General features: G+C 65.3%; 22 protein-coding genes. 10 read left to right on the top strand and 12 right to left on the bottom strand.

The window, feature by feature from the left end; translation table 11 throughout:
• Window positions 1-146: 146 nt before the first annotated feature.
• From SMA01S_RS21970 to SMA01S_RS21950, 5 genes are all read right to left on the bottom strand, one after another.
• Window positions 147-383 (bottom strand): hypothetical protein, encoded by a 237-nt coding sequence (locus tag SMA01S_RS21970; protein WP_066827347.1) that lies wholly within the window; start codon window positions 381-383, stop codon window positions 147-149.
• Entirely contained in the window at window positions 380-1,144 is a 765-nt protein-coding gene (locus SMA01S_RS21965) for a DUF899 domain-containing protein (RefSeq protein ID WP_066827345.1), read from the bottom strand. The genes SMA01S_RS21970 and SMA01S_RS21965 overlap by 4 nt, the downstream gene beginning before the upstream one ends.
• A gap of 31 nt (window positions 1,145-1,175) precedes the next feature.
• Entirely contained in the window at window positions 1,176-1,658 is a 483-nt protein-coding gene (locus SMA01S_RS21960; RefSeq protein ID WP_066827339.1) for an SRPBCC family protein, read from the bottom strand.
• The gene (locus SMA01S_RS21955) at window positions 1,655-1,984 is read right to left on the bottom strand and encodes an ArsR/SmtB family transcription factor (RefSeq protein WP_066827337.1); all 330 of its coding nucleotides are present in this window, start codon (window positions 1,982-1,984) and stop codon (window positions 1,655-1,657) included. The genes SMA01S_RS21960 and SMA01S_RS21955 overlap by 4 nt, the downstream gene beginning before the upstream one ends.
• Window positions 1,985-2,127: 143 nt before the next feature.
• Window positions 2,128-2,661 (bottom strand): EF-hand domain-containing protein, encoded by a 534-nt coding sequence (locus SMA01S_RS21950; protein ID WP_245649391.1) that lies wholly within the window; start codon window positions 2,659-2,661, stop codon window positions 2,128-2,130.
• A 354-nt stretch (window positions 2,662-3,015) separates the two neighbouring features.
• Between SMA01S_RS21950 and purB the strand changes: the two genes are divergently transcribed.
• The 4 genes from purB to SMA01S_RS21930 all read left to right on the top strand — a co-directional run bounded on the left by purB (window position 3,016) and on the right by SMA01S_RS21930 (window position 8,581).
• Window positions 3,016-4,332 (top strand): adenylosuccinate lyase, encoded by a 1,317-nt coding sequence (gene purB, locus SMA01S_RS21945; protein WP_066827333.1) that lies wholly within the window; start codon window positions 3,016-3,018, stop codon window positions 4,330-4,332.
• A gap of 457 nt (window positions 4,333-4,789) precedes the next feature.
• Entirely contained in the window at window positions 4,790-6,487 is a 1,698-nt protein-coding gene (locus tag SMA01S_RS21940; RefSeq protein ID WP_245649389.1) for a DUF1800 domain-containing protein, read from the top strand.
• Entirely contained in the window at window positions 6,487-7,872 is a 1,386-nt protein-coding gene (locus SMA01S_RS21935) for a DUF1501 domain-containing protein (protein ID WP_066827331.1), read from the top strand. The genes SMA01S_RS21940 and SMA01S_RS21935 overlap by 1 nt, the downstream gene beginning before the upstream one ends.
• Before the next feature lie 94 nt (window positions 7,873-7,966).
• Window positions 7,967-8,581 carry a hypothetical protein gene (locus tag SMA01S_RS21930; protein ID WP_066827354.1) on the top strand — a complete coding sequence of 205 codons (615 nt, stop codon included), beginning with the start codon at window positions 7,967-7,969 and terminating at the stop codon, window positions 8,579-8,581.
• 160 nt (window positions 8,582-8,741) lie between these two features.
• Here SMA01S_RS21930 and dnaJ read toward each other — a convergent pair whose 3' ends face one another.
• The gene (gene dnaJ, locus SMA01S_RS21925; RefSeq protein WP_066827329.1) at window positions 8,742-9,866 is read right to left on the bottom strand and encodes a molecular chaperone DnaJ; all 1,125 of its coding nucleotides are present in this window, start codon (window positions 9,864-9,866) and stop codon (window positions 8,742-8,744) included.
• A 128-nt stretch (window positions 9,867-9,994) separates the two neighbouring features.
• Window positions 9,995-11,920 (bottom strand): molecular chaperone DnaK, encoded by a 1,926-nt coding sequence (gene dnaK / locus SMA01S_RS21920; protein WP_066827327.1) that lies wholly within the window; start codon window positions 11,918-11,920, stop codon window positions 9,995-9,997.
• A 163-nt stretch (window positions 11,921-12,083) separates the two neighbouring features.
• On the opposite strand from dnaK, the gene SMA01S_RS21915 reads away from it, so the two are divergent.
• From SMA01S_RS21915 to SMA01S_RS21900, 4 genes are all read left to right on the top strand, one after another.
• Window positions 12,084-12,515, top strand: coding sequence for a copper chaperone PCu(A)C (locus SMA01S_RS21915; RefSeq protein ID WP_066827325.1), 432 nt, complete (start codon window positions 12,084-12,086; stop codon window positions 12,513-12,515).
• A gap of 10 nt (window positions 12,516-12,525) precedes the next feature.
• Window positions 12,526-13,008 (top strand): vgr related protein, encoded by a 483-nt coding sequence (locus SMA01S_RS21910; RefSeq protein ID WP_066827323.1) that lies wholly within the window; start codon window positions 12,526-12,528, stop codon window positions 13,006-13,008.
• A gap of 81 nt (window positions 13,009-13,089) precedes the next feature.
• Window positions 13,090-13,590, top strand: a complete 501-nt coding sequence (locus SMA01S_RS21905) for a PH domain-containing protein (RefSeq protein WP_066827321.1) — start codon at window positions 13,090-13,092, stop codon at window positions 13,588-13,590.
• A gap of 73 nt (window positions 13,591-13,663) precedes the next feature.
• Window positions 13,664-14,419, top strand: coding sequence for an energy transducer TonB (locus SMA01S_RS21900; protein ID WP_084250508.1), 756 nt, complete (start codon window positions 13,664-13,666; stop codon window positions 14,417-14,419).
• Window positions 14,420-14,440: 21 nt separating this feature from the next.
• Here the strand turns inward: SMA01S_RS21900 and SMA01S_RS21895 are convergent, their stop codons facing one another.
• The 3 genes from SMA01S_RS21895 to hrcA all read right to left on the bottom strand — a co-directional run bounded on the left by SMA01S_RS21895 (window position 14,441) and on the right by hrcA (window position 17,538).
• Window positions 14,441-15,664, bottom strand: a complete 1,224-nt coding sequence (locus SMA01S_RS21895) for a threonine synthase (RefSeq protein ID WP_066827319.1) — start codon at window positions 15,662-15,664, stop codon at window positions 14,441-14,443.
• A gap of 232 nt (window positions 15,665-15,896) precedes the next feature.
• A complete protein-coding gene (locus tag SMA01S_RS21890) occupies window positions 15,897-16,457 on the bottom strand; it encodes a nucleotide exchange factor GrpE (RefSeq protein WP_066827351.1) in 561 nt (186 codons plus the stop codon).
• 37 nt (window positions 16,458-16,494) lie between these two features.
• Window positions 16,495-17,538: a heat-inducible transcriptional repressor HrcA gene (hrcA, locus tag SMA01S_RS21885; protein WP_066827317.1), complete on the bottom strand. Its 1,044-nt coding sequence runs from the start codon at window positions 17,536-17,538 to the stop codon at window positions 16,495-16,497.
• A gap of 128 nt (window positions 17,539-17,666) precedes the next feature.
• Here hrcA and rph point away from each other — a divergent pair, with 128 nt between their 5' ends.
• Window positions 17,667-18,386, top strand: coding sequence for a ribonuclease PH (gene rph / locus SMA01S_RS21880; RefSeq protein WP_066827315.1), 720 nt, complete (start codon window positions 17,667-17,669; stop codon window positions 18,384-18,386).
• Entirely contained in the window at window positions 18,383-19,027 is a 645-nt protein-coding gene (gene rdgB, locus SMA01S_RS21875) for an RdgB/HAM1 family non-canonical purine NTP pyrophosphatase (RefSeq protein WP_066827313.1), read from the top strand. The genes rph and rdgB overlap by 4 nt, the downstream gene beginning before the upstream one ends.
• Before the next feature lie 16 nt (window positions 19,028-19,043).
• Here rdgB and SMA01S_RS21870 read toward each other — a convergent pair whose 3' ends face one another.
• Entirely contained in the window at window positions 19,044-19,874 is an 831-nt protein-coding gene (locus tag SMA01S_RS21870; RefSeq protein WP_157094092.1) for a hypothetical protein, read from the bottom strand.
• Window positions 19,875-19,999: 125 nt separating this feature from the next.
• On the bottom strand, window positions 20,000-20,524 hold the full coding sequence (locus tag SMA01S_RS21865; RefSeq protein WP_218016944.1) for a CAP domain-containing protein: 525 nt from the start codon (window positions 20,522-20,524) through the stop codon (window positions 20,000-20,002).
• Between the last annotated feature and the right edge of the window lie 189 nt (window positions 20,525-20,713).

Raw genomic sequence — 20,713 nt, 5'->3', positions numbered from 1 at the left:
GGGCCGAACTCGCTCATGCCCTTTGACAATCCAGATAGTCGCTCCCCCCGCCTGACGGCGGCGGGCCCCTCCCTCTCCCGCAAGCGGGAGAGGGAAAAAGGCGAATGGATTTGTAACGAAAGCCCGGTCACCGCGTGGCGCGAGCTCTAGCCAGCCACCGACCGCCCCGCGAAAAGCTTCAGCCAAGGCGCCGCGTGGAACACGCTCATCAGCAGGTACATCGGCACCATCCCGCCCAGCGGGAAGCCCGCCGTCGCCGAGCACAACACCATCGGACCGCCGCCGAGGCTCGTCAGCACCGCCATCACCGCGAAGGTCGGCGATGCCGCCAGGCCCAGCCATTTGGCAAGCCCAGCGCCGCCGGCCGTGCCCGCGGCGATCATGCCTTGTCCTCGTTGCGGAACGCCGCCTCGCCGGCATCCGATACTTCGACCCATTTGGGATCGGGCGCGGCCTGCTCGGCCTCGTAATTATCGTGCCAGTTCCACCATTTATAGGGCGGCGTCTGGGGATAGCCTTCCGGCGAATCCTCCCACGTTTCCTGGCGGCCGAGCGGGGTGATATCGAGATAGTTCCAGGTCGTGCCCATCGCCTCATCGCCGCGATTGTTGATGAAATAGGTGCGGAAGATCTGCCCGTCTTCCCGGATGAAGACGTTGTGGCCATGCCATTCGTTCACGCCGAAGTCGGCGTCGAAGCTGTCGGTGATCGTGTACCAGGGCATGTCCCAGCCCATCCGCGCCTTGAGCCGCGCGATATCGGTTTGCGGGGCGCGCGAAGCGTAAGCGAGTGTGGTGTCGCGGGCGTTGAGATGCGCGAGATGCGCGACCTGATCGGCGCCGAACGAACAGCCGCGACAGCCGTGATCGGGCCAGCCGAACACGCCGGGTTCGAAAAAGGCGCGATAGACGATGAGTTGTCGGCGCCCCTCGAACAAATCGAGCAGGCTCATCGCGCCATCCGGCCCGTCGAAGCGATAGTCCGTATCGACCAGCATCCACGGCATCCGCCGGCGCTCGGCGGCAAGCGCGTCGCGGGCGCGGGAGAAGGACTTCTCCTTGACCAGCATGCGCTCCCACGCCGCGATCCAGTCGGATGCCGACACCGTCGGCGGCCGGTTTTCGAGCTTGCTGTCCTGGTGCATGACGATACTCCTGATCGCGAGAGGCGAGCGCTCACTGCGCCCGGGTCGATGCCTCTTCCTCGGTCACCGCGCCGATCCGGCCGATGACCTGGGTCCAGCCGCCGCTCATGTTGCGATAGGCGGTCTCGTTCCTCGGCAGGACGAAGCCCGAATGGACGACGCGCAACCGGGTGCCGCCCTCGACCTCTTCCAGCGTGAAGGTGACGATCGTGTCGAGCCGCGATCCATAGCCGACATTGGCTTCATCGCCGCCCTTCCACGAATAAGCGAGACGCTCGCCCGGCACGACCTCGAGCACTTCGCACTGGATCGTCCCGTCCCATGCGCCGGCGGGCGACGTCTTGTAGGTGAAACGATTGCCGACCACCGGCTCGTACCCGTTCGGCGTCATGTTGAGCCAGCGCCCCATCAACTCGTTGGTGGCCAGCGTCTGCCACACCGTGGCGGGGGCATGGGGAAACACTTCGTCGATCACGATGTCTCGCGTGTCGGCGTGCAAAACGGTGTCGGTCACGAATCGATCTCCTTGAGCAAATCACGCAGATTGGCGAAGCGGTCGCGCCAGAAGGCGTCGTAATGGCTCAGCCAGTCGAACAGCGGCGCGAGCCCATCCGGCGTCGCGCGGTAGAAGACGTTCCGCCCCTGCGGACGTTCGGCGACGAGGCCGGCCAGCTTCAGCGATTTGAGATGTTGCGAGATCGCGCCCTGGGTCACGCCGCTGGCGCGGGTCAACTCGGCGACATTGACCTCTCCACCGCGCGCGAGTTGCTCGAACACGGCCCGACGAGTGGGGTCGGCAAGGGCGCGCATGACAGCGTCGACGGGTAAGGTGGAAAGCATGCGAATCGATTAGCCATTACTAATTAATTAGTCAACTCTAATGTGTTTTAGGCCCAAGGGGGATGGCTGCCGGGCACGAAAAAGGGCCGCCGCGCCAAGGGGAAAACGCGGCGGCCCTCTGCGTGGGCGTCGTCGGAGTTAGATTACGACGCCTTTTGACCCGAAGCCTGTGAGAGGAAATTGGTCAGCTCATCCTTCGATACCGACTTGGATTTGTCGGTGTCGGCCTGCGTAAAGGCCTGGGCGACCCAGCCCTTGTTGGCGGCGTCGTCCTTCACCGACGGATCGGCCTTGGTGCGCAGCGCCGTCATCCACGCGCCAAACTCGGTCTTGCTCAGCGAGCCGTTCTTGTTCTTGTCGTACGTGCCGAACTCGCCATTGACGACATCGGCAACCTGCGCGCCGGCATTGGCCGGTGTCGAATTGGCCGCCTGAGCGTCAGGCGCAGGCGCGGTCGGCGCGGGCGCCGTCTGCGGCTGGGCCTCGGCGGTAGTCGGCGCCGGGGGCGTCGTCGGAGCCGCGCTGGTCGGTGCCGACGTCGTTTCCGGTGCCGGAGTGGCTGCCGTCGGTGCCGCCGGCATCGGCGCCGTCTGCGGCTGCGCAGGTGCAGCGTTAGTATCTGGCTGCGGCGTTGCAGTCTGCGGCTGGTTCTGCGCCAGTACAGGCGTAGAAATCATAAAAGCACTAGCCAATAGTACATGCTTCAGCATGGCAAATCTCCTTGCAATTTTGACCTGTTTCTGCGAAGCGGTTGTTCACCACCCCATGCGAATTGCTCAAGTAGAACATTCGACTTTCGATATGGGTCCGAAATTGTCAATGTGAAGGACCGATTTGTCCCAATATTGGCGCAGGTCGCCGCGCAGTTGTGTCCTAGTTGCGACGAGCCGACTCACGATTTTAGGGAACCGTCACTCCAGCACCACAGCATCCGACGGAACCCTGGCCATCTCGCAAAGGCGATTGAGGGTGGCGACCACGCTTGCTATCGGCGCGGACATTCCCGGCATCCCGTTTTCGAAAGGCCCATCATGGTCCCGCGCTATTCCCGTCCCGACATGACCGCGATCTGGGCCCCGGAGGAGCGCTTCAAGATCTGGTTCGAAATCGAGGCGCATGCGACCGACGCGCTGGCCGAGCTCGGCGTGGTGCCGAAGGAAGCGGCCGCTGCCCTGTGGGCATGGTGGGCGACCAACCCCAAGATCGACGTCGCGGCGATCGACGCGATCGAGGCGGTGACCAAGCACGACGTCATCGCCTTCCTGACCTGGGTCGCGGAGAATGTCGGCGACGAAGCGCGCTTCATGCACCAGGGCATGACCTCGTCGGACGTGCTCGACACATGCCTGGCGGTGCAGCTTGCGCGTGCCTCGGACATTCTACTGGCCGATATCGATGCGCTGCTGGTGGTGCTCAAGCGCCGCGCCGAGGAGCACAAGCTGACCCCGACGATCGGGCGCAGCCACGGCATCCACGCCGAGCCGGTGACGTTTGGATTGAAACTGGCCGAGGCTTACGCCGAATTCGCGCGCAACCGCGAGCGACTGGTCGCGGCGCGCAAGGATATCGCCACCTGCGCGATTTCGGGCGCGGTCGGCACCTTCGCCAATATCGATCCGCGCGTCGAAGCGCATGTCGCGGAGAAGCTAGGCCTCGCGGTCGAGCCGGTATCGACCCAGGTCATTCCGCGCGACCGCCACGCGATGTTCTTCGCGACCCTGGGCGTGATCGCCTCGTCGATCGAGCGGCTGGCGGTCGAGATTCGCCACTTGCAGCGCACCGAAGTGCTCGAGGCCGAGGAGTATTTCTCGCCCGGGCAAAAGGGCTCGTCGGCGATGCCGCACAAGCGCAACCCGGTGCTGACCGAGAACCTCACCGGCCTCGCTCGCATGATACGCAGCGCGGCGATCCCGGCGATGGAGAATGTCGCGCTCTGGCATGAGCGCGACATCAGCCACTCTTCGGTCGAACGCTATATCGCCCCCGACGCCACGATCACGCTCGACTTCGCGCTGGCGCGCCTGACCGGCGTGATCGACAAATTGCTGATCTATCCGGCGCGGATGGAGAAGAACCTCAACAAGATGGGCGGCCTGGTCCATTCGCAGCGCGTGCTGCTGGCGCTGACCCAGGCGGGGGTCAGCCGTGAGGATTCCTACCGGCTGGTCCAGCGCAACGCGATGAAGGTGTGGGAATCGGACGGCGAACTGTCGCTGCTCGAATTGCTCAAGGCCGATCCCGAAGTGACCGCGGCGTTGTCGCCGGCCGAGATCGAGGAGAAGTTCGACCTCGATTACCACCTCAAGCACGTCGACACGATCTTCGCGCGGGTGTTCGCGGACGCCTGAGCATGGCACGACTGTGCCCTTTGAGGCACACGCGGATGCAACATGGCAACACAAGTGCAAATGCTGCAACTGCGAAGGATTGAAACAATATTGCGCGTCAGCGCAACTATTTCCATATGCCTCCCCAGCCGGACTGATCCGGCTCCAAGGAGAAGCAACCATGCGTATCATGGAAATGCTGGCCACCGCTGTGGTGACGGTCGGCAGCCTGGCGCTGGTGGCGGGGGTCCTTTCCCTCTAAACCATCGGCCCCGCCGCACCCCGTGAAAGCCGGGGGCGGTCAGGCCGGGTTTGGGTGGCACCCCACCTGACATCCCTACCGAAATTTTAGCGAACTCTGTTGCGAATCCGGTACGTCGTACCGGGTATTCCCGGCGGCAGGGCGATCGCAGCGACGATTGGCGAAGGGAATCCCGCCGATCTACGTTGTGACCCTAAAGGGGCACGGCGGGGACCAGTGGACAGTATCGATTTTGACGGGCGTGATACGCCCGAACCGGAGCGGTCGATCCCGACCGGCCCCGCTTTGCCGACCGTCACGGTGGTCGGCTCCGCGCTGGCGCTCGCCGCCTGCGGTGGCGGCAGCGATGGCGGCGGCGCCACCGGCGGTACACCGCCGCCGCCCGCGCCTCCTCCGGTCATTCCGCTGAGCGACATCCAGGCTAGCCGTTTCCTCGGCCAGGCCACGATGGGCGCGACGCGCAGCACGATCAACGCGCTGGTCGCGCGCGGCATCACCGGTTGGCTGAACGATCAGTTCGCGATGCCGCGTGCCACCACGCATTGGGACTGGCTGGTCGCCAACGGCTATTCGGCCGCGACCAACAGCAACAGCGAGGCGGGGTTCGACGCGACGATGTGGCGTCAGATGATCGTCGAGCCCGACCAGTTGCGCCAGCGCGTCGGCATGGCGCTGCTCGACATGCTGGTGGTCGGGATCGGCGGGCTCAACCTCAACTGGAAACAATTCGCGATGGCCGCCTATGTCGACGTGCTGCTCGACAATGCGTTCGGCAATTTCCGCGACATCCTCGACAAGATCACCACCAACGCGGCGATGGCGTCGTTCCTGACCTTCCTGGGCAACCGCAAGGCGAATGCCACGACAGGCGCCCAACCCGACGAGAATTACGCGCGCGAGCTGATGCAGCTGTTCACTTTGGGCCTGTACCGGCTCAACACCGACGGCACCTTGGTCGGCGGCGCGACCCCGACCGAGACCTATACCCAGCTCGACGTCACCGGCCTGGCGCGCGTGTTCACCGGCCTGGTGCTGGCGAACAATACGAGCACGACGCCCGACCGCTACCGCCTGCCGCTGGTGATCAATGCGGCGATCAACGAGACCGGACCGTCGAGCTTTCTCAACGCCAGCACGACGGGCGGCGGCATGGCGGCGATCAAGACCGCGCTCGATACGATCTTCGCGCATCCCAACGTACCGCCCTTCGTGTCGAAGCAATTGATCCAGCGGATGGTCACCAGCAATCCGAGCCCCGGTTATGTCGGGCGTGTCGCCAGCGCGTTCGCCGATAACGGCGCGGGCGTACGCGGCGACATGAAAGCGGTGATCCGCGCGATCCTGACCGACAGCGAGGCGCGCGCCGACAGCATGATGGCCGACGCGACCTTCGGCAAATTGCGCGAGCCGGTGATGCGGCTGACCGGCTGGGCGCGCGCATTCAACGTGACCTCGCCCGCCAATACCTGGCCGATCGGCGATACCAGCAGTCCGTCGACCCGGCTGGGCCAATCGATGGGCCGCGCTCCGTCGGTGTTCAACTTCTTCCGCCCCGGCTACACGCCGCCCAGCACGGCGATCTCCAATGCCGGACTGGTCGCGCCCGAATTCCAGATCACCAACGAGCAATCGGTGGTCGGCTATGTCAATTTCATCAACGCCCTGGTCAATAATGGCAGCGGCGATGCGAAGCCCGATTATACCGACATCCTGACCAAGGCGGCGGACAGCGCCGCGTTGGTCGACGAGGTGAACGTCGTACTGGCCGCCGGCCAGCTGTCGACGGCGACGCTGTCATCGATCCGCGCCGCCGTCGACAGCGTGTCGGCCACGGCAACCAACGGCCCCACCAATCGCGCGAAGATCGCCATCCTGCTGACGCTGGCGTCGCCCGATTACCTGACGGTGAAGTGATGAGCTGTTTCGAGCACGATCAATCCCGCCGCGCCTTCCTGAAGCGGAGCGCCGCACTCGGCATGGCCGGCGTCGCGGCGCCCTTCGTCACCAGCCTGGCCGCGATCGGCGAGGCTGCCGCCGCGGTATCCAGCGACTACAAGGCGCTGGTGTGCGTGTTCCTCTACGGCGGCAACGATTACGCCAACACGCTGCCGCCTTACGATGCCGCGAGCTATGCGCTCTATCAGGCGGCCCGGTCGAATATCGCCTTGCCGCGCGATGCCTTGACCGCCACCGCGCTCAACCCGGTTAACAGCCTCGGCGGTCGGCAATATGCGCTTGCTCCCGCCATGGCGTCGCTGCTGCCGGTGTTCGACGCCGGGCGGATGGCGGTCGTGCTCAACGTCGGCACGTTGGTGATGCCGACGACCAAGACGCAATATCAATCGAACGCGGTACGGCTGCCGCCCAAATTGTTCAGCCACAACGACCAGCAGAGCTATTTCCAGGCGTCGAATCCCGAAGGCGCGACGAGCGGCTGGGGCGGCCGGATCGGCGATTTGTTCCAGAGCGGCAACGGGTCGGCGACGCTGACCTGCGTCAACGCCAGCGGCAATGCGGTCTACCTGACCGGGCGCAGCGCGGTGCAATATGCGGTCGGCACAGGCGGCCCGATCGCGCTACTCAACAATGCGGCATCGCTCTATTCGTCGTCGGCCGCGATGACGACGCTCAAGTCGCTGATGACCGGCGGCAGCGCCAACATCCTGGCCAACGAACATGCCCGGGTGAGCCAGCGGTCGCTCGACACCTATACCCAGCTGAGTTCCGCGCTGGCGGGCGCTCCGGCGGCCAATTTCCCGTTATTCCCGAGCGGCAACAGCCTGGCCGACCAGTTGAAGATCGTGGCGCGGATGATCTCGGTCTCGGCCACCCTCGGAGCGCGGCGGCAGGTGTTCTTCGTGTCGCTGGGCGGCTTCGACATGCACGACAACCTCGCGACCGATCATCCGCGCCAGATCGGGCTGGTCGCCGACGCGCTGAAGGCGTTTTACGACACTACCGGCGCGATGGGCGTCGCCGACAAGGTGACAACGTTCACCGCGTCCGATTTCGGCCGCACGCTGACGTCGAACAGCGATGGCGCCGACCATGGCTGGGGATCGATGCATTTCGTGATCGGCGGCGCGGTGCGCGGCCGGACGATCTATGGCACGCCGCCGGCGATCGGCAGCAACACGCCCGACGATGTCGGCCAGGGCCGCCTGCTCCCGACGATCGCGGTCGACCAATATGCGGCGACCCTGGCGAACTGGTTCGGCGTCAGCGGCGGCGACATGGCGACGGTGCTACCCAATATCGGTAACTATGCTCCATCGAGCTGGAATATCGGCTTCCTTTAAGACGAGCCGGACTCCTCCGGAGACTATCCCCAATCTGGATATATTTGCGTGCGCGCGTCGGCGAGCTATGCCGGAGTTTTCGTGGGAGGCGCGCGTGAAGAAACCGCAAACGGTCGCCAAGCTGACCGAACTGGGCCGCGTGCAGTTGTCGCGGACCTTTTTCATGCGCGATTTCCTTTATTCGGACATCGCCGAGATCCACGGCCTGTCCAATATTCCCGAGGATCCCGACCTGGCGATCGCGGCGGGCACGCGATTGTGCGAGGATCTGCTCGAGCCGTTGCAGGACGTGTTCGGGCGGATCGCGATCCGCTCGGCCTATCGCTCGGCCGAGGTCAACCGGCTGGGCAACGTCAAAGGCTATAATTGCGCGTCGAACGAGCGCAGCGCCGCCGGGCATATCTGGGACCAGCGCGACGCACAGGGCCATATGGGCGCCACCGCGTGCATCGTCGTGCCAGGCTTCGCCAACGAATGGACCGGACCCGACGACTGGAAGCGTATCGCCTGGTGGGTGCACGACCATCTGCCCTATTCGACGATGGAATTCTTTCCCATACGCTGGGCGTTCAACCTGCAATGGCACGAAAAGCCGCTACGGATGATCTACAGCCATATCCCGGAGGCGCGCGGCTATCTGACGAAGTCGGGAATGCCCGGGCATGACGAGGATCACAGCGAGCTGTGGGGACCGATCGTTCCTGCCTGATCTTCTCCCAGTGGGAGAAGGATAGCGTAGCTTGGCGGCTTGCCGCCTAGCGAAGCTTGGATGAGGGTAGTTTGAGGAGTGGGCAGTGCGCGCCAATCGCCCCTGCCCTCACCCTTCCGCGCCTGCGGCGCTCCCTCCCTCTCCCATAGGGAGAGGGATCTTACCCCCCGACCGCTTTCTTCACTTTCTGGAAAAAACCCTGCGTCTGGGGGCATTCGTCGCCCGTTTCGGTGCAGCGGAATTCCTCGAGCAGTTCGCGCTGCTTGGCGGTCAGCCTGGTCGGGGTTTCGACCGAGATGCGGACGACCAGGTCGCCGCGGCCCTTGCCCTGAAGCACCGGCATGCCGGCGCCGCGCTGGCGCACCTCGCGGCCCGATTGGGTGCCGGCGGCCACCTTGACCTCATGCTGTTCGCCGTCGAGCCCGGGGATGGTAATCGATCCGCCGAGCGCCGCCGTGGTGAAACTGATCGGCGCATGCGCGAACAAGGTCGTGCCCTCGCGCTCGAAGATCGCATGCCGCTTCACATGGAGGAAGATGTAGAGATCGCCCGGAGGCGCACCGCGCGGCCCGGCCTCGCCTTCGCCGGTCAAGCGGACGCGGGTGCCTTCGTCTACCCCGGCGGGAATGTTGACGGTCAGCGTCTTGGTCTTTTCGACGCGACCCTCGCCGCGGCACGACGAGCAAGGATCGGCGATCACCTGGCCTGCGCCGTGGCAGGACGGACAGGTGCGTTCGACGACGAAGAAACCCTGCTGCGCGCGTACCTTGCCATGGCCGGCGCAGGTACCGCAGGTCTTGGCCGACGTGCCGGGCTTGGCGCCCGAACCGTCGCATGCCTCGCACATCGCCGCGACGTCGATGGTGATCGGCTCGGACTTGCCGTGAAAGGCTTCCTCCAGGCTGATTTCCATATCGTAGCGCAGATCGGCGCCGCGCTGCGGCCGGCGCTGGCCGCCACGGCCACCACCCATGAACTCGCCGAACACGCTTTCGAAAATGTCGGAAAAGCCCGAGAAATCATTGCCGCCGCCGAATCCGCCGGGACCGCCGCCCTGCTGGAACGCGGCATGACCGAAGCGGTCGTACGCGGCGCGCTTCTGCGGGTCCTTCAGGCATTCATATGCCTGACTGACCGCCTTGAATTTCGCTTCGTGATCCTTGCAGCCCCCGTTCTTGTCGGGGTGGTATTTCATTGCGAGCTTGCGGTACGCCGATTTGATCGTCGCATCGTCCGCATCGCGCTCGACTTCGAGCAGTTCGTAAAAATCAACTTCGGTGGTCATTTACCCGGCCCCCGCCGACTTTCCCCGTCACCCCCGCCACGGCGGGAGCCCATCTCCTGATCCTGCCTCGGTCGAAGCGAAGGAGACGGGTTCCCGCTTTCGCGGGAATGACGGGTAGAGTCCATCACTTACGCCTTGTTGTCGTCCACTTCCGAGAATTCGGCGTCGACGACATCCTCGCCACCGGCCTCGCTGCCCGCAGCGGCGCCGTCGGCGGCCGGCGACGCTTCCGCTGCCGCCTGCTTCTCGTAGATCGCCTGGCCGAGCTTCATCGCGACCTGGGCCAGCGCGCTGGCCTTTTCCTTCATCGCCTCGGCATCGCCGCCCTCGACCGCGGTCTTGGCTTCGGCGATCGCCGCCTCGATCTCGGACTTGAGCGCGGCGTCGACCTTGTCGCCATTGTCGGCAAGCTGACGCTCCGTGGTGTGGATCAGGCTTTCGGCGTTGTTCTTCGCCTCGGCCGATTCACGCCGCTTCTTGTCCTCATCGGCGAAGCGCTCGGCATCCTTGACCATCTGGTCGATGTCGGCGTCCGACAGACCGCCAGAGGCCTGGATACGGATCTGCTGTTCCTTGCCGGTGCCCTTGTCCTTGGCGCTGACGTTGACGATGCCGTTGGCGTCGATGTCGAACGTGACCTCGATCTGCGGCACGCCGCGCGGCGCCGGCGGAATGCCGACCAGGTCGAACTGGCCGAGCATCTTGTTGTCCGCCGCCATTTCGCGCTCGCCCTGGAACACGCGGATCGTCACCGCCTGCTGGTTGTCGTCGGCGGTCGAATAGGTTTGCGACTTCTTGGTCGGGATCGTCGTGTTGCGGTCGATCATCCGAGTGAACACGCCACCCAGCGTCTCGATGCCGAGCGACAGCGGCGTCACGTCGAGCAGCAGCACGTCCTTGACATCGCCCTGCAGCACGCCGGCCTGGATCGCGGCGCCCATCGCGACGACCTCGTCCGGGTTGACGCCGGTGTGCGGCTCCTTGCCGAAAAAGTCCTTCACGACCTCTCGGACGCGCGGCATGCGGGTCATGCCGCCGACCAGCACGACTTCGGAAATGTCCGACGCCTTGACGCCGGCATCGGCCAGCGCCTTCTTGCACGGATCGAGCGTGCGCTTGATCAGGTCCTCGACCAGCTTTTCCAGGTCGGCGCGGGTGATCGTCTCCACCAGATGGAGCGGAGTCGACGACCCGCCTTCCATGCGCGCGGTGATGAAGGGCAGGTTGACCTCGGTCGTCGCGGCCGACGACAGCTCGATCTTCGCCTTCTCGGCGGCTTCCTTCAGCCGCTGCAGCGCGAGCTTGTCGGTGCGGAGGTCGAGGCCTTCCTTCTTCTTGAACTGATTGGCCAGGAACTCGACCAGCTTGTTGTCGAAATCCTCACCGCCCAGGAAGGTGTCGCCGTTAGTCGCCTTCACCTCGAACACGCCGTCGCCGATCTCGAGGATCGAGATGTCGAACGTGCCGCCGCCAAGGTCATAGACCGCGATCGTCTTGCCGTCCTGCTTCTCCAGGCCATAGGCCAGGGCCGCCGCGGTCGGCTCGTTGATGATGCGCAGCACTTCGAGACCCGCAATCTGGCCGGCGTCCTTGGTCGCCTGGCGCTGCGCGTCGTTGAAATAGGCCGGCACGGTGATGACCGCCTGGGTCACCGTCTCACCGAGATACGATTCGGCGGTTTCCTTCATCTTCTGCAGGATGAAGGCCGAAATCTGCGAGGGGCTGTAATCCTGGCCGCCGGCCTGGACCCAGGCGTCGCCATTGCCGCCCTTGACGATATGATACGGGACCAGCTCGGTGTCCTTCTTGGTCACCGGGTCGTCGAAGCGGCGGCCGATCAGGCGCTTCACCGCGAACACCGTATTGTCGGGATTGGTCACTGCCTGGCGCTTGGCCGGCTGGCCGATCAGGCGCTCGCCATCCTTGGCGAAGGCGACGATGGAGGGCGTGGTACGCGCGCCTTCCGCGTTTTCGATCACCTTGGGCTTGCCGCCTTCCATTACGGCAACGCAGCTGTTGGTCGTACCCAGGTCGATACCGATTACTTTTGCCATTGGTCCTCTGTGGCCCCTCAATCAAAATAAAACCCAGCCCGCGCCCCTCACGAGAGGCGACGCAAGCACCAAATACCCCGGCGATATAGGGGGGGATTCGCTTGCCGCAAGATTGCGTCGTGCCTAGGGATTTCAAGTGTTCCCAAAGTGGGAAGGAGAAGGAATGAAGTCCGCGCTGCTGCTGGTTCCCGCGATCGTCGCTTTGTCGGCCTGCCAACAGCCCAAAGATGCGGCGGTCGGCCATGCCTGGGTTCGGCTTTCGGCCGTGCCGTCCAACCCGTCGGCGGCGTATTTCACGCTGAAGGGTGGACCAAAGGACGCGACGCTGACCGGCGTCTCGACCACGGCTGCGGTGCGCAGCGAGATGCACGAGAGCATGAGCGCGGGGGGCATGATGTCGATGGCCCCGCTCAAGCTCGTCGCCGTGCGCGCCGGCGGCGAGGTTACGTTCGCGCCCGGCGGCAAGCACGTCATGCTCTATGGCCTCAAGGCAACCCCGGGCGGAACCGTGCCGCTGACCTTCACCTTCGCCGACGGCCATAGCCTGACCGCACCGGCAAAGGTCGTCGGCGCGGGGGACCCAGCGCCGGAATGAGTAACTTGGCGTGAGGCAAGAGGTCCGTCCACTGACCGCTGGCGAGATCGACCTCGCGCGGTCGGTGTTCGGCGATGCGATCGACGTCGCGGCGGTGCGCGTGGTCCTCGGCAAATGGGCGTTCTTCCAGCCGAAGGGCGTGGTGATGAGCCCGCGCGGGCGGATCCATTTCCATCCGCACGGCACTGCCTATCGCGACGATTTCAGCCATGCCGAACTGGGCGAACAGGGGCTGTTCGTGCACGAGATGGTGCATATCTGGCAGCACCAATCGGGCATCTTCCTGCCGCTCCGCCGCGCCCCCTGGGCCAGATACGATTATGCCGTGAAGCCGGGTTGGGAGTTGCGCAGATACGGGATCGAGCAACAGGCCGAGATCGTGCGGCACGCGTTCCTGTTGGGGCACAACGCGCCCATTCCGGGTGCGCCGCCATTGCAGCAGTTGAAGACGATCCTGCCGTTTCGGGCGGTGCATGAGGATGCGCACCGATAACCTCTCCCGCCTGTGAGAGAGGGAAGATGGGCTAGCCTATCCGCCTGACGACGCTAGATTGCCCGCCCAGGGGAGATGCCAATGTCACAGACGCTCGACCGTTTCCGTTCTTCGACCTGGGGCTGGCTGCGCGGCACGCTGGCTGGGTGGGGAACGGTGTTGCTGGTTCCGATCGGCGCGGTCGGGACCCTAGTGACGGGCACGCCATTTCCGCTCGGTTTCGTCGCGCTCGCGGCGCTGATCGCAGCAGTGAAGTGGTTCCAGAATCTGGCCACCACCTATGAAGTGACCCAAGATCGGCTGATCCTGCACCGCGGCATCCTCAGAAAATCGATCGACGAGGTCGAGCTCTACCGGATCAAGGATATCCGGATCGATTTTACCCTGATCAATCAGTGGGCGGGGATCGGCACCATCACCTTGCTGTCGAGCGACGAGACCACCGCCGGCAAGCCATTCGTGATGCGCTGTATCGAGCAGGCGCGGGTCCGGCGGGAGAAATTGCGCGACCTGGTCAACGCGGCGCGGCGTGCACGCGGCGTACGCGAGTTCGACATGGTGCAGGAAGCGATCATGCCCTGAAGGACATGCGCAGTCAGGCAACCGAGGGCGGACAGCGCGCGTTCAGTCGGTCGAGCGTAAACGCCGCGAGACGATGACCGCAACGATTACCCCCGAACGCCTCAAGGGCTTTATCGGCGCCGCTTTGGTGCAGGCGGCGATCCTGTATCTGTTGGTCGCGGGGCTGGTCGTGAACCTGCCGACGATCGGGGCGGTCAAAAACGACTTGCTTGCCTTCGTGCCGCCACCCCGTCCGCCCGAAGTAAAGGTCGAGACCCAGCCCAAGCCGAGCCACAAGACCGAAGGCAAGGCCGCGCCACCCAACATCAAGTCGAAGGCGACCGAGGTCACCGCACCGCCGGTGCCGACGCCGCCTGTCCCTCCCCCGCCGCTGCCGGCCGCGACCAAGCCGTTCGAGGGCAACCAGTCGACCCAGGGCGCCGCGCCAATCGCCGGACCCGGCACCGGCGCGGGCGGGATCGGCAATGGCACGGGGAGCGGCGGCGCGGGCGATGGCGACGGGGGTGGCTATGGCGACGGCCGCGATATCGCGCCGCGCTACAAGAACGGCCGGCTCAAACCGTCGGACATCCCCGAATCGGCCTGGGAATCGGGCGTCGAGGGCACGGTGTCGGTACGCTATTTCGTCAATGTCGACGGCAGCGTCAGCGGATGCCGGGTGACGCGATCCAGCGGCTATGCCTTGCTCGACACCACCACCTGCCGCCTGATCGAACAGCGCTTCCGCTATCGTCCCTCGCTCGACGAGAATGGGACGCCGGTCCGCTCGATCATCGTCGAGAACCACACCTGGGTGAACCCGCTCAAGGGCGATCCCGACGATCGGTAGGACGATGCTGTCGGCGCAAGCTCAAAGCGAGGCGAGGTCGATCGCCCCGTTCTTGTCGAGCGTCTCGGCAGCATCCGGCATCGGATATTTGAGGCCGGTCGCGCAATTGAACAGCACCACCTCATCCTCCTCGTCGACCAGGCCGTCGACCAGCGCCTGGCGATAGGCGGCCAGCGTCGCGCCACCTTCGGGGCAGAGCAACAGGCCGTCTTTCTTCGCGCAATCGTCAGCCGCGCGCAGGATCGCCGGATCGCCGACCGCGACGGCCTTGCCACCGCTCTGCCGCACCGCGCGCAGGATCAGGAAATCCCCGATCGCCTTGGGTACGCGGATACCGGCGGCGATGGTGTGCGCATCCTCCCAGCGTTCGGCATGCACTTCGCCCGCTTCGAATGCGCGAACGATCGGGGCGCAGCCCGAGGCCTGGACGGCGAACATCTTGGGCCGTTCGGGGCCGATCCAGCCGAGCTGTTCGAGCTCGTCGAACGCTTTCCACATGCCGATCAGGCCGGTGCCGCCGCCGGTCGGGTAGAAGATCGCCTTGGGCAGCCGCCAGCCCAATTGGGCGGCGAGTTCGAGGCCCATCGTCTTCTTGCCCTCGATCCGATACGGCTCCTTGAGCGTCGAGAAATCGAACCAATGGCCCTCGGCGGCGCCCTTGCCGACGATCGCGCCGCATTCGTCGATCAGCCCGTTGACGCGATAGACCCGCGCACCCTGCGCCGCGATCTCCCGCACGTTGATCTCGGGCGTGTCGTCGGGGCACAGCACGATCGTCTCGATGCCGACCCGGCTGGCATAGGCCGCGAGCGCGGCGCCGGCATTGCCGTTGGTCGGCATCGCGATCTTCGTGACGCCAAGCTCCTTGGCCATCGCCACCGCCATGACCAGCCCGCGCGCCTTGAACGACCCGGTCGGCAACCGGCCTTCGTCCTTGACCAGCACGTTCGGACCGCCGGATTTGGCGATCGGCACCAATGGCGTTTCGATCTCGCCCAGGCTGACGACATTCTCCGTGTGGCGAACCGGCAGCAATTCGCGCCAGCGCCACAGGTCGGTCGGCCGCGCCTCGATCATCGCGCGCGGCACGAACCCGCGCACCGCGCCGAGGTCATAGCGCACCAGTAATGGCCGTCCGGCGCGCGACAGGCCGTGCAGCTGGTCCGCCTCATAGTGCTCACCGGTCAGCGAGCATTCGAGATGCGTGACGAAGGTCGGACGCTCGGCGGTGAGGTTTGAGTTCATATCGCCGCCATAACAAGCGCTTCCCCCCAAGGGGAGGGGTTGAGGCGGGAGCGGGGGAAATTAAAAGAAATCCTCCCCATCGCAGATGGGGAGGGGACCACCGGCTTAGCCGGTGGTGGAGGGAAATTTTACCGAACGGGGATCCTCGCCGCTTCGCGGCTGCGGCCCCTCCACCATCCGCTGCGCGAATGGTCCCCCTCCCCACGCTTCGCGTAGGGAGGATTTGCTCGCCTCAATCCGGCTTTTTCGCGACGCCCACTAGCGACGGACGCAGCAAGCGGTCGCGAAGCATATACCCCGCCTGCATTTCCTGAACGATCGTGCCGGGCGCCTCGTCCGACGGGATTTCGAGCATCGCCTGGTGCTGGTTGGGATCGAGCGGCAGGCCCATGGCGGCAATCCTGGTGACACCGTTGCGCTGGAACACGCCGTCGAGTTCGCGCTGGGTCGCCTCGAGTCCAACGATCAGACCCTTCAGCCGATCGTCGTCGCGCAGGTCCGCAGGAATCGCCGACAGGCCGCGCGCCAGATTGTCGGCAACCGACAAAATTTCGCGCGCAAAGCTGGTCACGGCATAGGCGCGCGTATCGGCCGCTTCCTTCTCGGCGCGGCGGCGAACGTTCTGCGCTTCGGCATGCGCGTACATCACCGCGGCCTTGGCCTCGGCGAGTTCGGCTTCGAGTTGCGCGACGCGGTCATGCTCGGCCAATTCGGGCGCGGCCTCCGCGGTTTCGGCGCGAAGATCCTCGGCGCTGTTGGCGGTCGCGGTGTCGTTCTTGTCGTCTTCGGTCATCATTCTCTTCGTCTTAGCCCCGGAAAATTGCTGCCTCTCAACCGATCAGGCGGGAGAGGGTTGCGGCGGTGAAATCCACCATGGGCACGACTCGCGCATAGTTCAACCGGGTCGGCCCGATTACGCCCACCACGCCGACCACGCGCCCATCGATTCCGCGGAACGGCCGCGCGATCACCGACGAGCCCGACAGCGCGAACAATTTGTTCTCCGCGCCGATGAAGATGCGAGTCGATTCGGCGGTGCGTGCGCTGTCGAGCAGCCCGGCGATTTCCTGCTTGCCCTCGAGATCGTCGAGCAAGTCGCGGATGCGCTCGAGGTCCTCTGCCGCGGCGGCGTCGATCAGCCGACCCTGGCCGCGCACGATCAGCACCGGCCGGCGATCCGAATCCTCGCTCCACACCGCGATGCCCTGTTCGATCAAGGTCGCCGCGGCCTGATCGAGCGCGGCGCGATCGGCGGCGAGCTGGCGATCGAGCCGCGCGCGCGCCTCGGCCAGGGTCAGTCCGGCCAGCGTCGCCGACATGTAATTGCCCGCTTCGACCAGCGCCGCCTGGCTGGTGCCGGGCGCGAGCTCGACGACGCGATTCTCGACCTGGCCGTCATCGCCGACGATCACCGCGAGCGCGCGGCCGGGCGAGAGCGGCACGAAACTGATTTGGCGCAGCACCAACTCGCTCCGCGGCACCAACACCAATCCGGCGCAGGCCGACAGACCGCTGAGCGCGGCGGTGGTTGCGGCCAGCGCTTCCTCGACCGGGCCAGAGCGTACTGCCCTGCCCTCGATCGCGGCGCGTTCTTCTAGGCTGGGCTCGGCAACGCGCATCATCCCGTCGACGAACAGGCGTAGCCCGGTATCGGTCGGCATCCGCCCCGCGCTGGTATGCGGATGGCTGAGCAGCCCGAGCGCTTCGAGCTCCGCCATGACGTTACGGATCGACGCTGGCGACAGGCTGAACGCCCCGGCATCGGCCAGCGTGCGCGACCCCACCGGCTGGCCGGTGTCGAGATAGCCCTCCACCACCGCGCGAAAAATGTCGCGAGCGCGATCGGACAATTCGGTAACAGCGGGGGCGGTCATCCTGCTGATCTAGGCGGCGCAGCCTCGCCGCTCAATCCCATCGCGTGCCGCACAGGGTTCGACACGAGGTGATTGCCGCTCGTGACTTCTGGCCCTAGGGCCATCGCGACCTTTATCAGGAGACTTTCATGCGCCCCAGCGGCCGCGCCCCCGATCAGATGCGTGCAATCACCATTGAGCCCCATTTCACCAAGCATGCCGAAGGGTCGGTGCTGGTCGGGTTCGGCGACACCAAGGTGCTGGTCACCGCCTCGGTCGAGGATCGCGTACCGCCTTGGCTGCGCGGCAAGGGGTCGGGCTGGGTCACCGCCGAATATGGCATGCTGCCGCGCGCGACCCATACTCGCGGCGCGCGTGAGGCGGCGCGCGGCAAGCAATCGGGCCGCACGCAGGAGATCCAGCGGCTGATCGGGCGCAGCTTGCGCGCGGTAACCGACCTGTCGCTGCTCGGCGAGCATCAGATCACGCTCGATTGCGACGTCATCCAGGCCGATGGCGGCACGCGCACGGCGTCGATCTCGGGTGCCTGGGTCGCGCTCCGGCTCGCGATCAACGGGCTGATGCGCGACGGCAAGCTGACCAGCGATCCGCTGACGCAGAAGGTCGCGGCGGTCAGCTGCGGCATCTTCCAGGGCACGCCGGTGCTCGACCTCGATTATGACGAGGATTCGAACGCCGACGCCGATGCCAATTTCGTCCTGCTCGAAAACGGCCATATCGCCGAGGCGCAAGCGACCGCCGAACATGCAACTTATGACGAGGAAGCGTTGTTGAGGCTGCTTCGGCTCGCGCGGATCGGCTGCAACGAGATCTTCGCGGCACAAGCGAAAGCGGTTGGATCGGCATGAGCGGACCGGACGAGGGAATTGGTGGCGACGCCCCCCAGGCGATCCGCAAGCTGGCGCCGGGCAAATTGGTCATCGCCAGCCACAATGAAGGCAAGGTGCGTGAGATCGAGGCGTTGCTCGGGCCGCACGGCATCCATCCGGTGTCGGCGAAGTCGCTCGACCTCCCCGAGCCCGAGGAAACCGGCACGACCTTCGTCGCCAATGCCGAGTTGAAGGCACTGCAGGCCGCCGATCTGTCGGGCTTGCCGGCGCTGGCCGACGACAGCGGCCTGTGCGTCGAGGCGCTGAACGGCGATCCCGGCATCTTCTCGGCGCGCTGGGCGGGCCCGGACAAGGATTTCGGTCTCGCGATGAAGCTGGTCGAGGACAACCTCGCCGCGGCCGGCCCCGACACCGTTCGCGACGCCCATTTCGTCTGCGCGCTGGCGCTGGCCTGGCCCGATGGCCATGTCGAATGGTTCGAAGGGCGCGTCGACGGCAAGTTGGTGTGGCCGCCGCGCGGCGAGCATGGCTTCGGCTACGATCCGATGTTCGTGCCCGATGGCCATGACCGCACGTTCGGCGAAATGACCCATGACGAAAAGACCCCGCTGACGCACCGCGCGGCGGCGTTCAGGCAGCTGGTCGCCGCGGTCCTCTGAGGGCGCCGGGCGCCGACTATTTGGCGTTGGCTGGGTTGAGCGGCTTGGTATCGGCAATTCCGGGGACCGCGGGTTCGGCACCCGTGAACGGCTTGCCGAGCGTGTAGATCGCGTCATAGCGACGATCTGGGGTCGTGTCGGGCGCGATTGCCGCCGGTCCGGTTGGCTGGGGCCCGTAATCGTACAGATGACAGCCCTCCATCTGGCAATTCCACATCGATCCACCCGCGCCTGCGACATCCACCGCGACGCGCTTATCGGCGGGGAGCAGCGACGCGGCGGGGCGCACCGGCCCTCGCGGCGACGGCATTTCGCGCACGATCGCGTGGTAATTGCCGACCAGCACCATCGTCAGCCCCGGCGTCGTGTCGGCGATTTTCGTCAGCCGATCCGCCATCGCCGCATTGCGGTCGCGCTTGTCGGATCCGTCCCAGGGCACATCGAAGCCACGGACCGACAATACCCTGCCGGCGCGGTGCATCAGCCGCAAGCGATCAAGCATGCGCAAAAAGGCAACGCTGGTGCGCCCGTCCTGCATCGGGTTGCGCCAGAACGGCCCAGCCAGCAGCGCGGCTCGCGCCGCCTCCCTGCCGTCGGATTCGAGCCAGGCGTCGAGAACCGGCTGCATGTCGGCGGGATATTCGATCGCGACCGTCACGGGACCGCGCGCACGGGAGGCCAGGCATACCAGGTTGACGAAGGCGTCGGGCGTCTCGTTGGTACCATGCATCTCACCAACGATGACCCAGCGCGTGTCGCGCCTCGCCCAAAGTGTCGCTGCGCCATTCACCGGCTGGCATTGAGGAGCCGCGGTGCTCGCCGCAAGCAATGCCAGAGCTGCTAACATGATGATCTTCCCCGCCTCTTCCGATCAGCAGGGTAACCGTGGTGGATTGCGGCGCAAGGCAGATTTAGAACCAATTCGGCGCGGTCGCCGCGGCGTCCAACCTGTCGAGCAGAGACTCAAGCAGCCTAACGCGGGCTTTCGCCGTAGAAATTGCCCGGCTCGGAATAGCGGCAGACGAGATAATCGTCCTCGCCATTATTGGCGAGCGCGCAGCCGACGCGCTTGGTCGTGCTCCAGATGATCTGGGTATAATGCCCGACATCGTCCCAATTGCCGGTGGTCGAGAGGTTGGGCATCACGCCGTCGCGGTAGAATTTCTTCTCGTCGACCCACATGCCGACCATCTGCTGATAGCTGTACGCGTCCTGGGTACCCATGAAGAGGTTCTCGCCCTCTCCGTCGGGGTCGCTGCCGCGGTCATTGTCCGAATGATAGAAGCTGCCGGTGCCCGCGAGATGGTCGGCCCATTGCTGCGCATCGACGGCGAGATTATCGTCCCAGGCGATCTCCGGCACGCCGGCAGCGCGGCGTGCCTCGTTCTGGCTGTCGAGCATCGCGCGGATGAAGGCGCCGCCGCCCGGACGCGGCATCGGTGCGTTCGCGGTCAGTGGCAGCAGCGCGATCGCGGCGAGGAAACGATAGCGGATCATTGCCGCAATTATCGCGCGCGCGGCGTTAACGAAGGCTCGGCGCGAAGGGTTAAGGGTCTGTACTCCATTAACGCGAGGTCGTGACGGAGCCGATTTTGGTGTCCGGCTAGGAGCAAGGAGGGAGCGATACTGATAGCATCGTAACCGACGCGCGACGACGTCCGGACGCCAAAATCGGCCCGCCGCTTC

It is taken from the genome of Sphingomonas mali NBRC 15500 (assembly GCF_001598415.1).
In the GTDB taxonomy this organism is placed as follows: Bacteria; Pseudomonadota; Alphaproteobacteria; order Sphingomonadales; family Sphingomonadaceae; genus Sphingomonas; species Sphingomonas mali.
The sequence above is the reverse complement of the archived record's forward strand: the minus strand, read 5'-3'. Positions and strand labels throughout refer to the sequence as shown.

Coding starts and splice junctions, on each gene's coding strand:
- SMA01S_RS21965 (WP_066827345.1), bottom strand. CDS start 1,144: ATGCACCAGGACAGCAAGCTCGAAAACCGGCCGCCGACGGTGTCGGCA.
- rdgB (WP_066827313.1), top strand. CDS start 18,383: ATGAGCGGACCGGACGAGGGAATTGGTGGCGACGCCCCCCAGGCGATC.
- SMA01S_RS21915 (WP_066827325.1), top strand. CDS start 12,084: ATGAAGTCCGCGCTGCTGCTGGTTCCCGCGATCGTCGCTTTGTCGGCC.
- SMA01S_RS21950 (WP_245649391.1), bottom strand. CDS start 2,661: ATGATTTCTACGCCTGTACTGGCGCAGAACCAGCCGCAGACTGCAACG.
- SMA01S_RS21870 (WP_157094092.1), bottom strand. CDS start 19,874: ATGTTAGCAGCTCTGGCATTGCTTGCGGCGAGCACCGCGGCTCCTCAA.
- SMA01S_RS21890 (WP_066827351.1), bottom strand. CDS start 16,457: ATGACCGAAGACGACAAGAACGACACCGCGACCGCCAACAGCGCCGAG.
- SMA01S_RS21955 (WP_066827337.1), bottom strand. CDS start 1,984: ATGCTTTCCACCTTACCCGTCGACGCTGTCATGCGCGCCCTTGCCGAC.
- SMA01S_RS21970 (WP_066827347.1), bottom strand. CDS start 383: ATGATCGCCGCGGGCACGGCCGGCGGCGCTGGGCTTGCCAAATGGCTG.
- SMA01S_RS21935 (WP_066827331.1), top strand. CDS start 6,487: ATGAGCTGTTTCGAGCACGATCAATCCCGCCGCGCCTTCCTGAAGCGG.
- SMA01S_RS21895 (WP_066827319.1), bottom strand. CDS start 15,664: ATGAACTCAAACCTCACCGCCGAGCGTCCGACCTTCGTCACGCATCTC.
- dnaK (WP_066827327.1), bottom strand. CDS start 11,920: ATGGCAAAAGTAATCGGTATCGACCTGGGTACGACCAACAGCTGCGTT.
- SMA01S_RS21905 (WP_066827321.1), top strand. CDS start 13,090: ATGTCACAGACGCTCGACCGTTTCCGTTCTTCGACCTGGGGCTGGCTG.
- purB (WP_066827333.1), top strand. CDS start 3,016: ATGGTCCCGCGCTATTCCCGTCCCGACATGACCGCGATCTGGGCCCCG.
- hrcA (WP_066827317.1), bottom strand. CDS start 17,538: ATGACCGCCCCCGCTGTTACCGAATTGTCCGATCGCGCTCGCGACATT.
- rph (WP_066827315.1), top strand. CDS start 17,667: ATGCGCCCCAGCGGCCGCGCCCCCGATCAGATGCGTGCAATCACCATT.
- SMA01S_RS21865 (WP_218016944.1), bottom strand. CDS start 20,524: ATGATCCGCTATCGTTTCCTCGCCGCGATCGCGCTGCTGCCACTGACC.
- SMA01S_RS21900 (WP_084250508.1), top strand. CDS start 13,664: ATGACCGCAACGATTACCCCCGAACGCCTCAAGGGCTTTATCGGCGCC.
- dnaJ (WP_066827329.1), bottom strand. CDS start 9,866: ATGACCACCGAAGTTGATTTTTACGAACTGCTCGAAGTCGAGCGCGAT.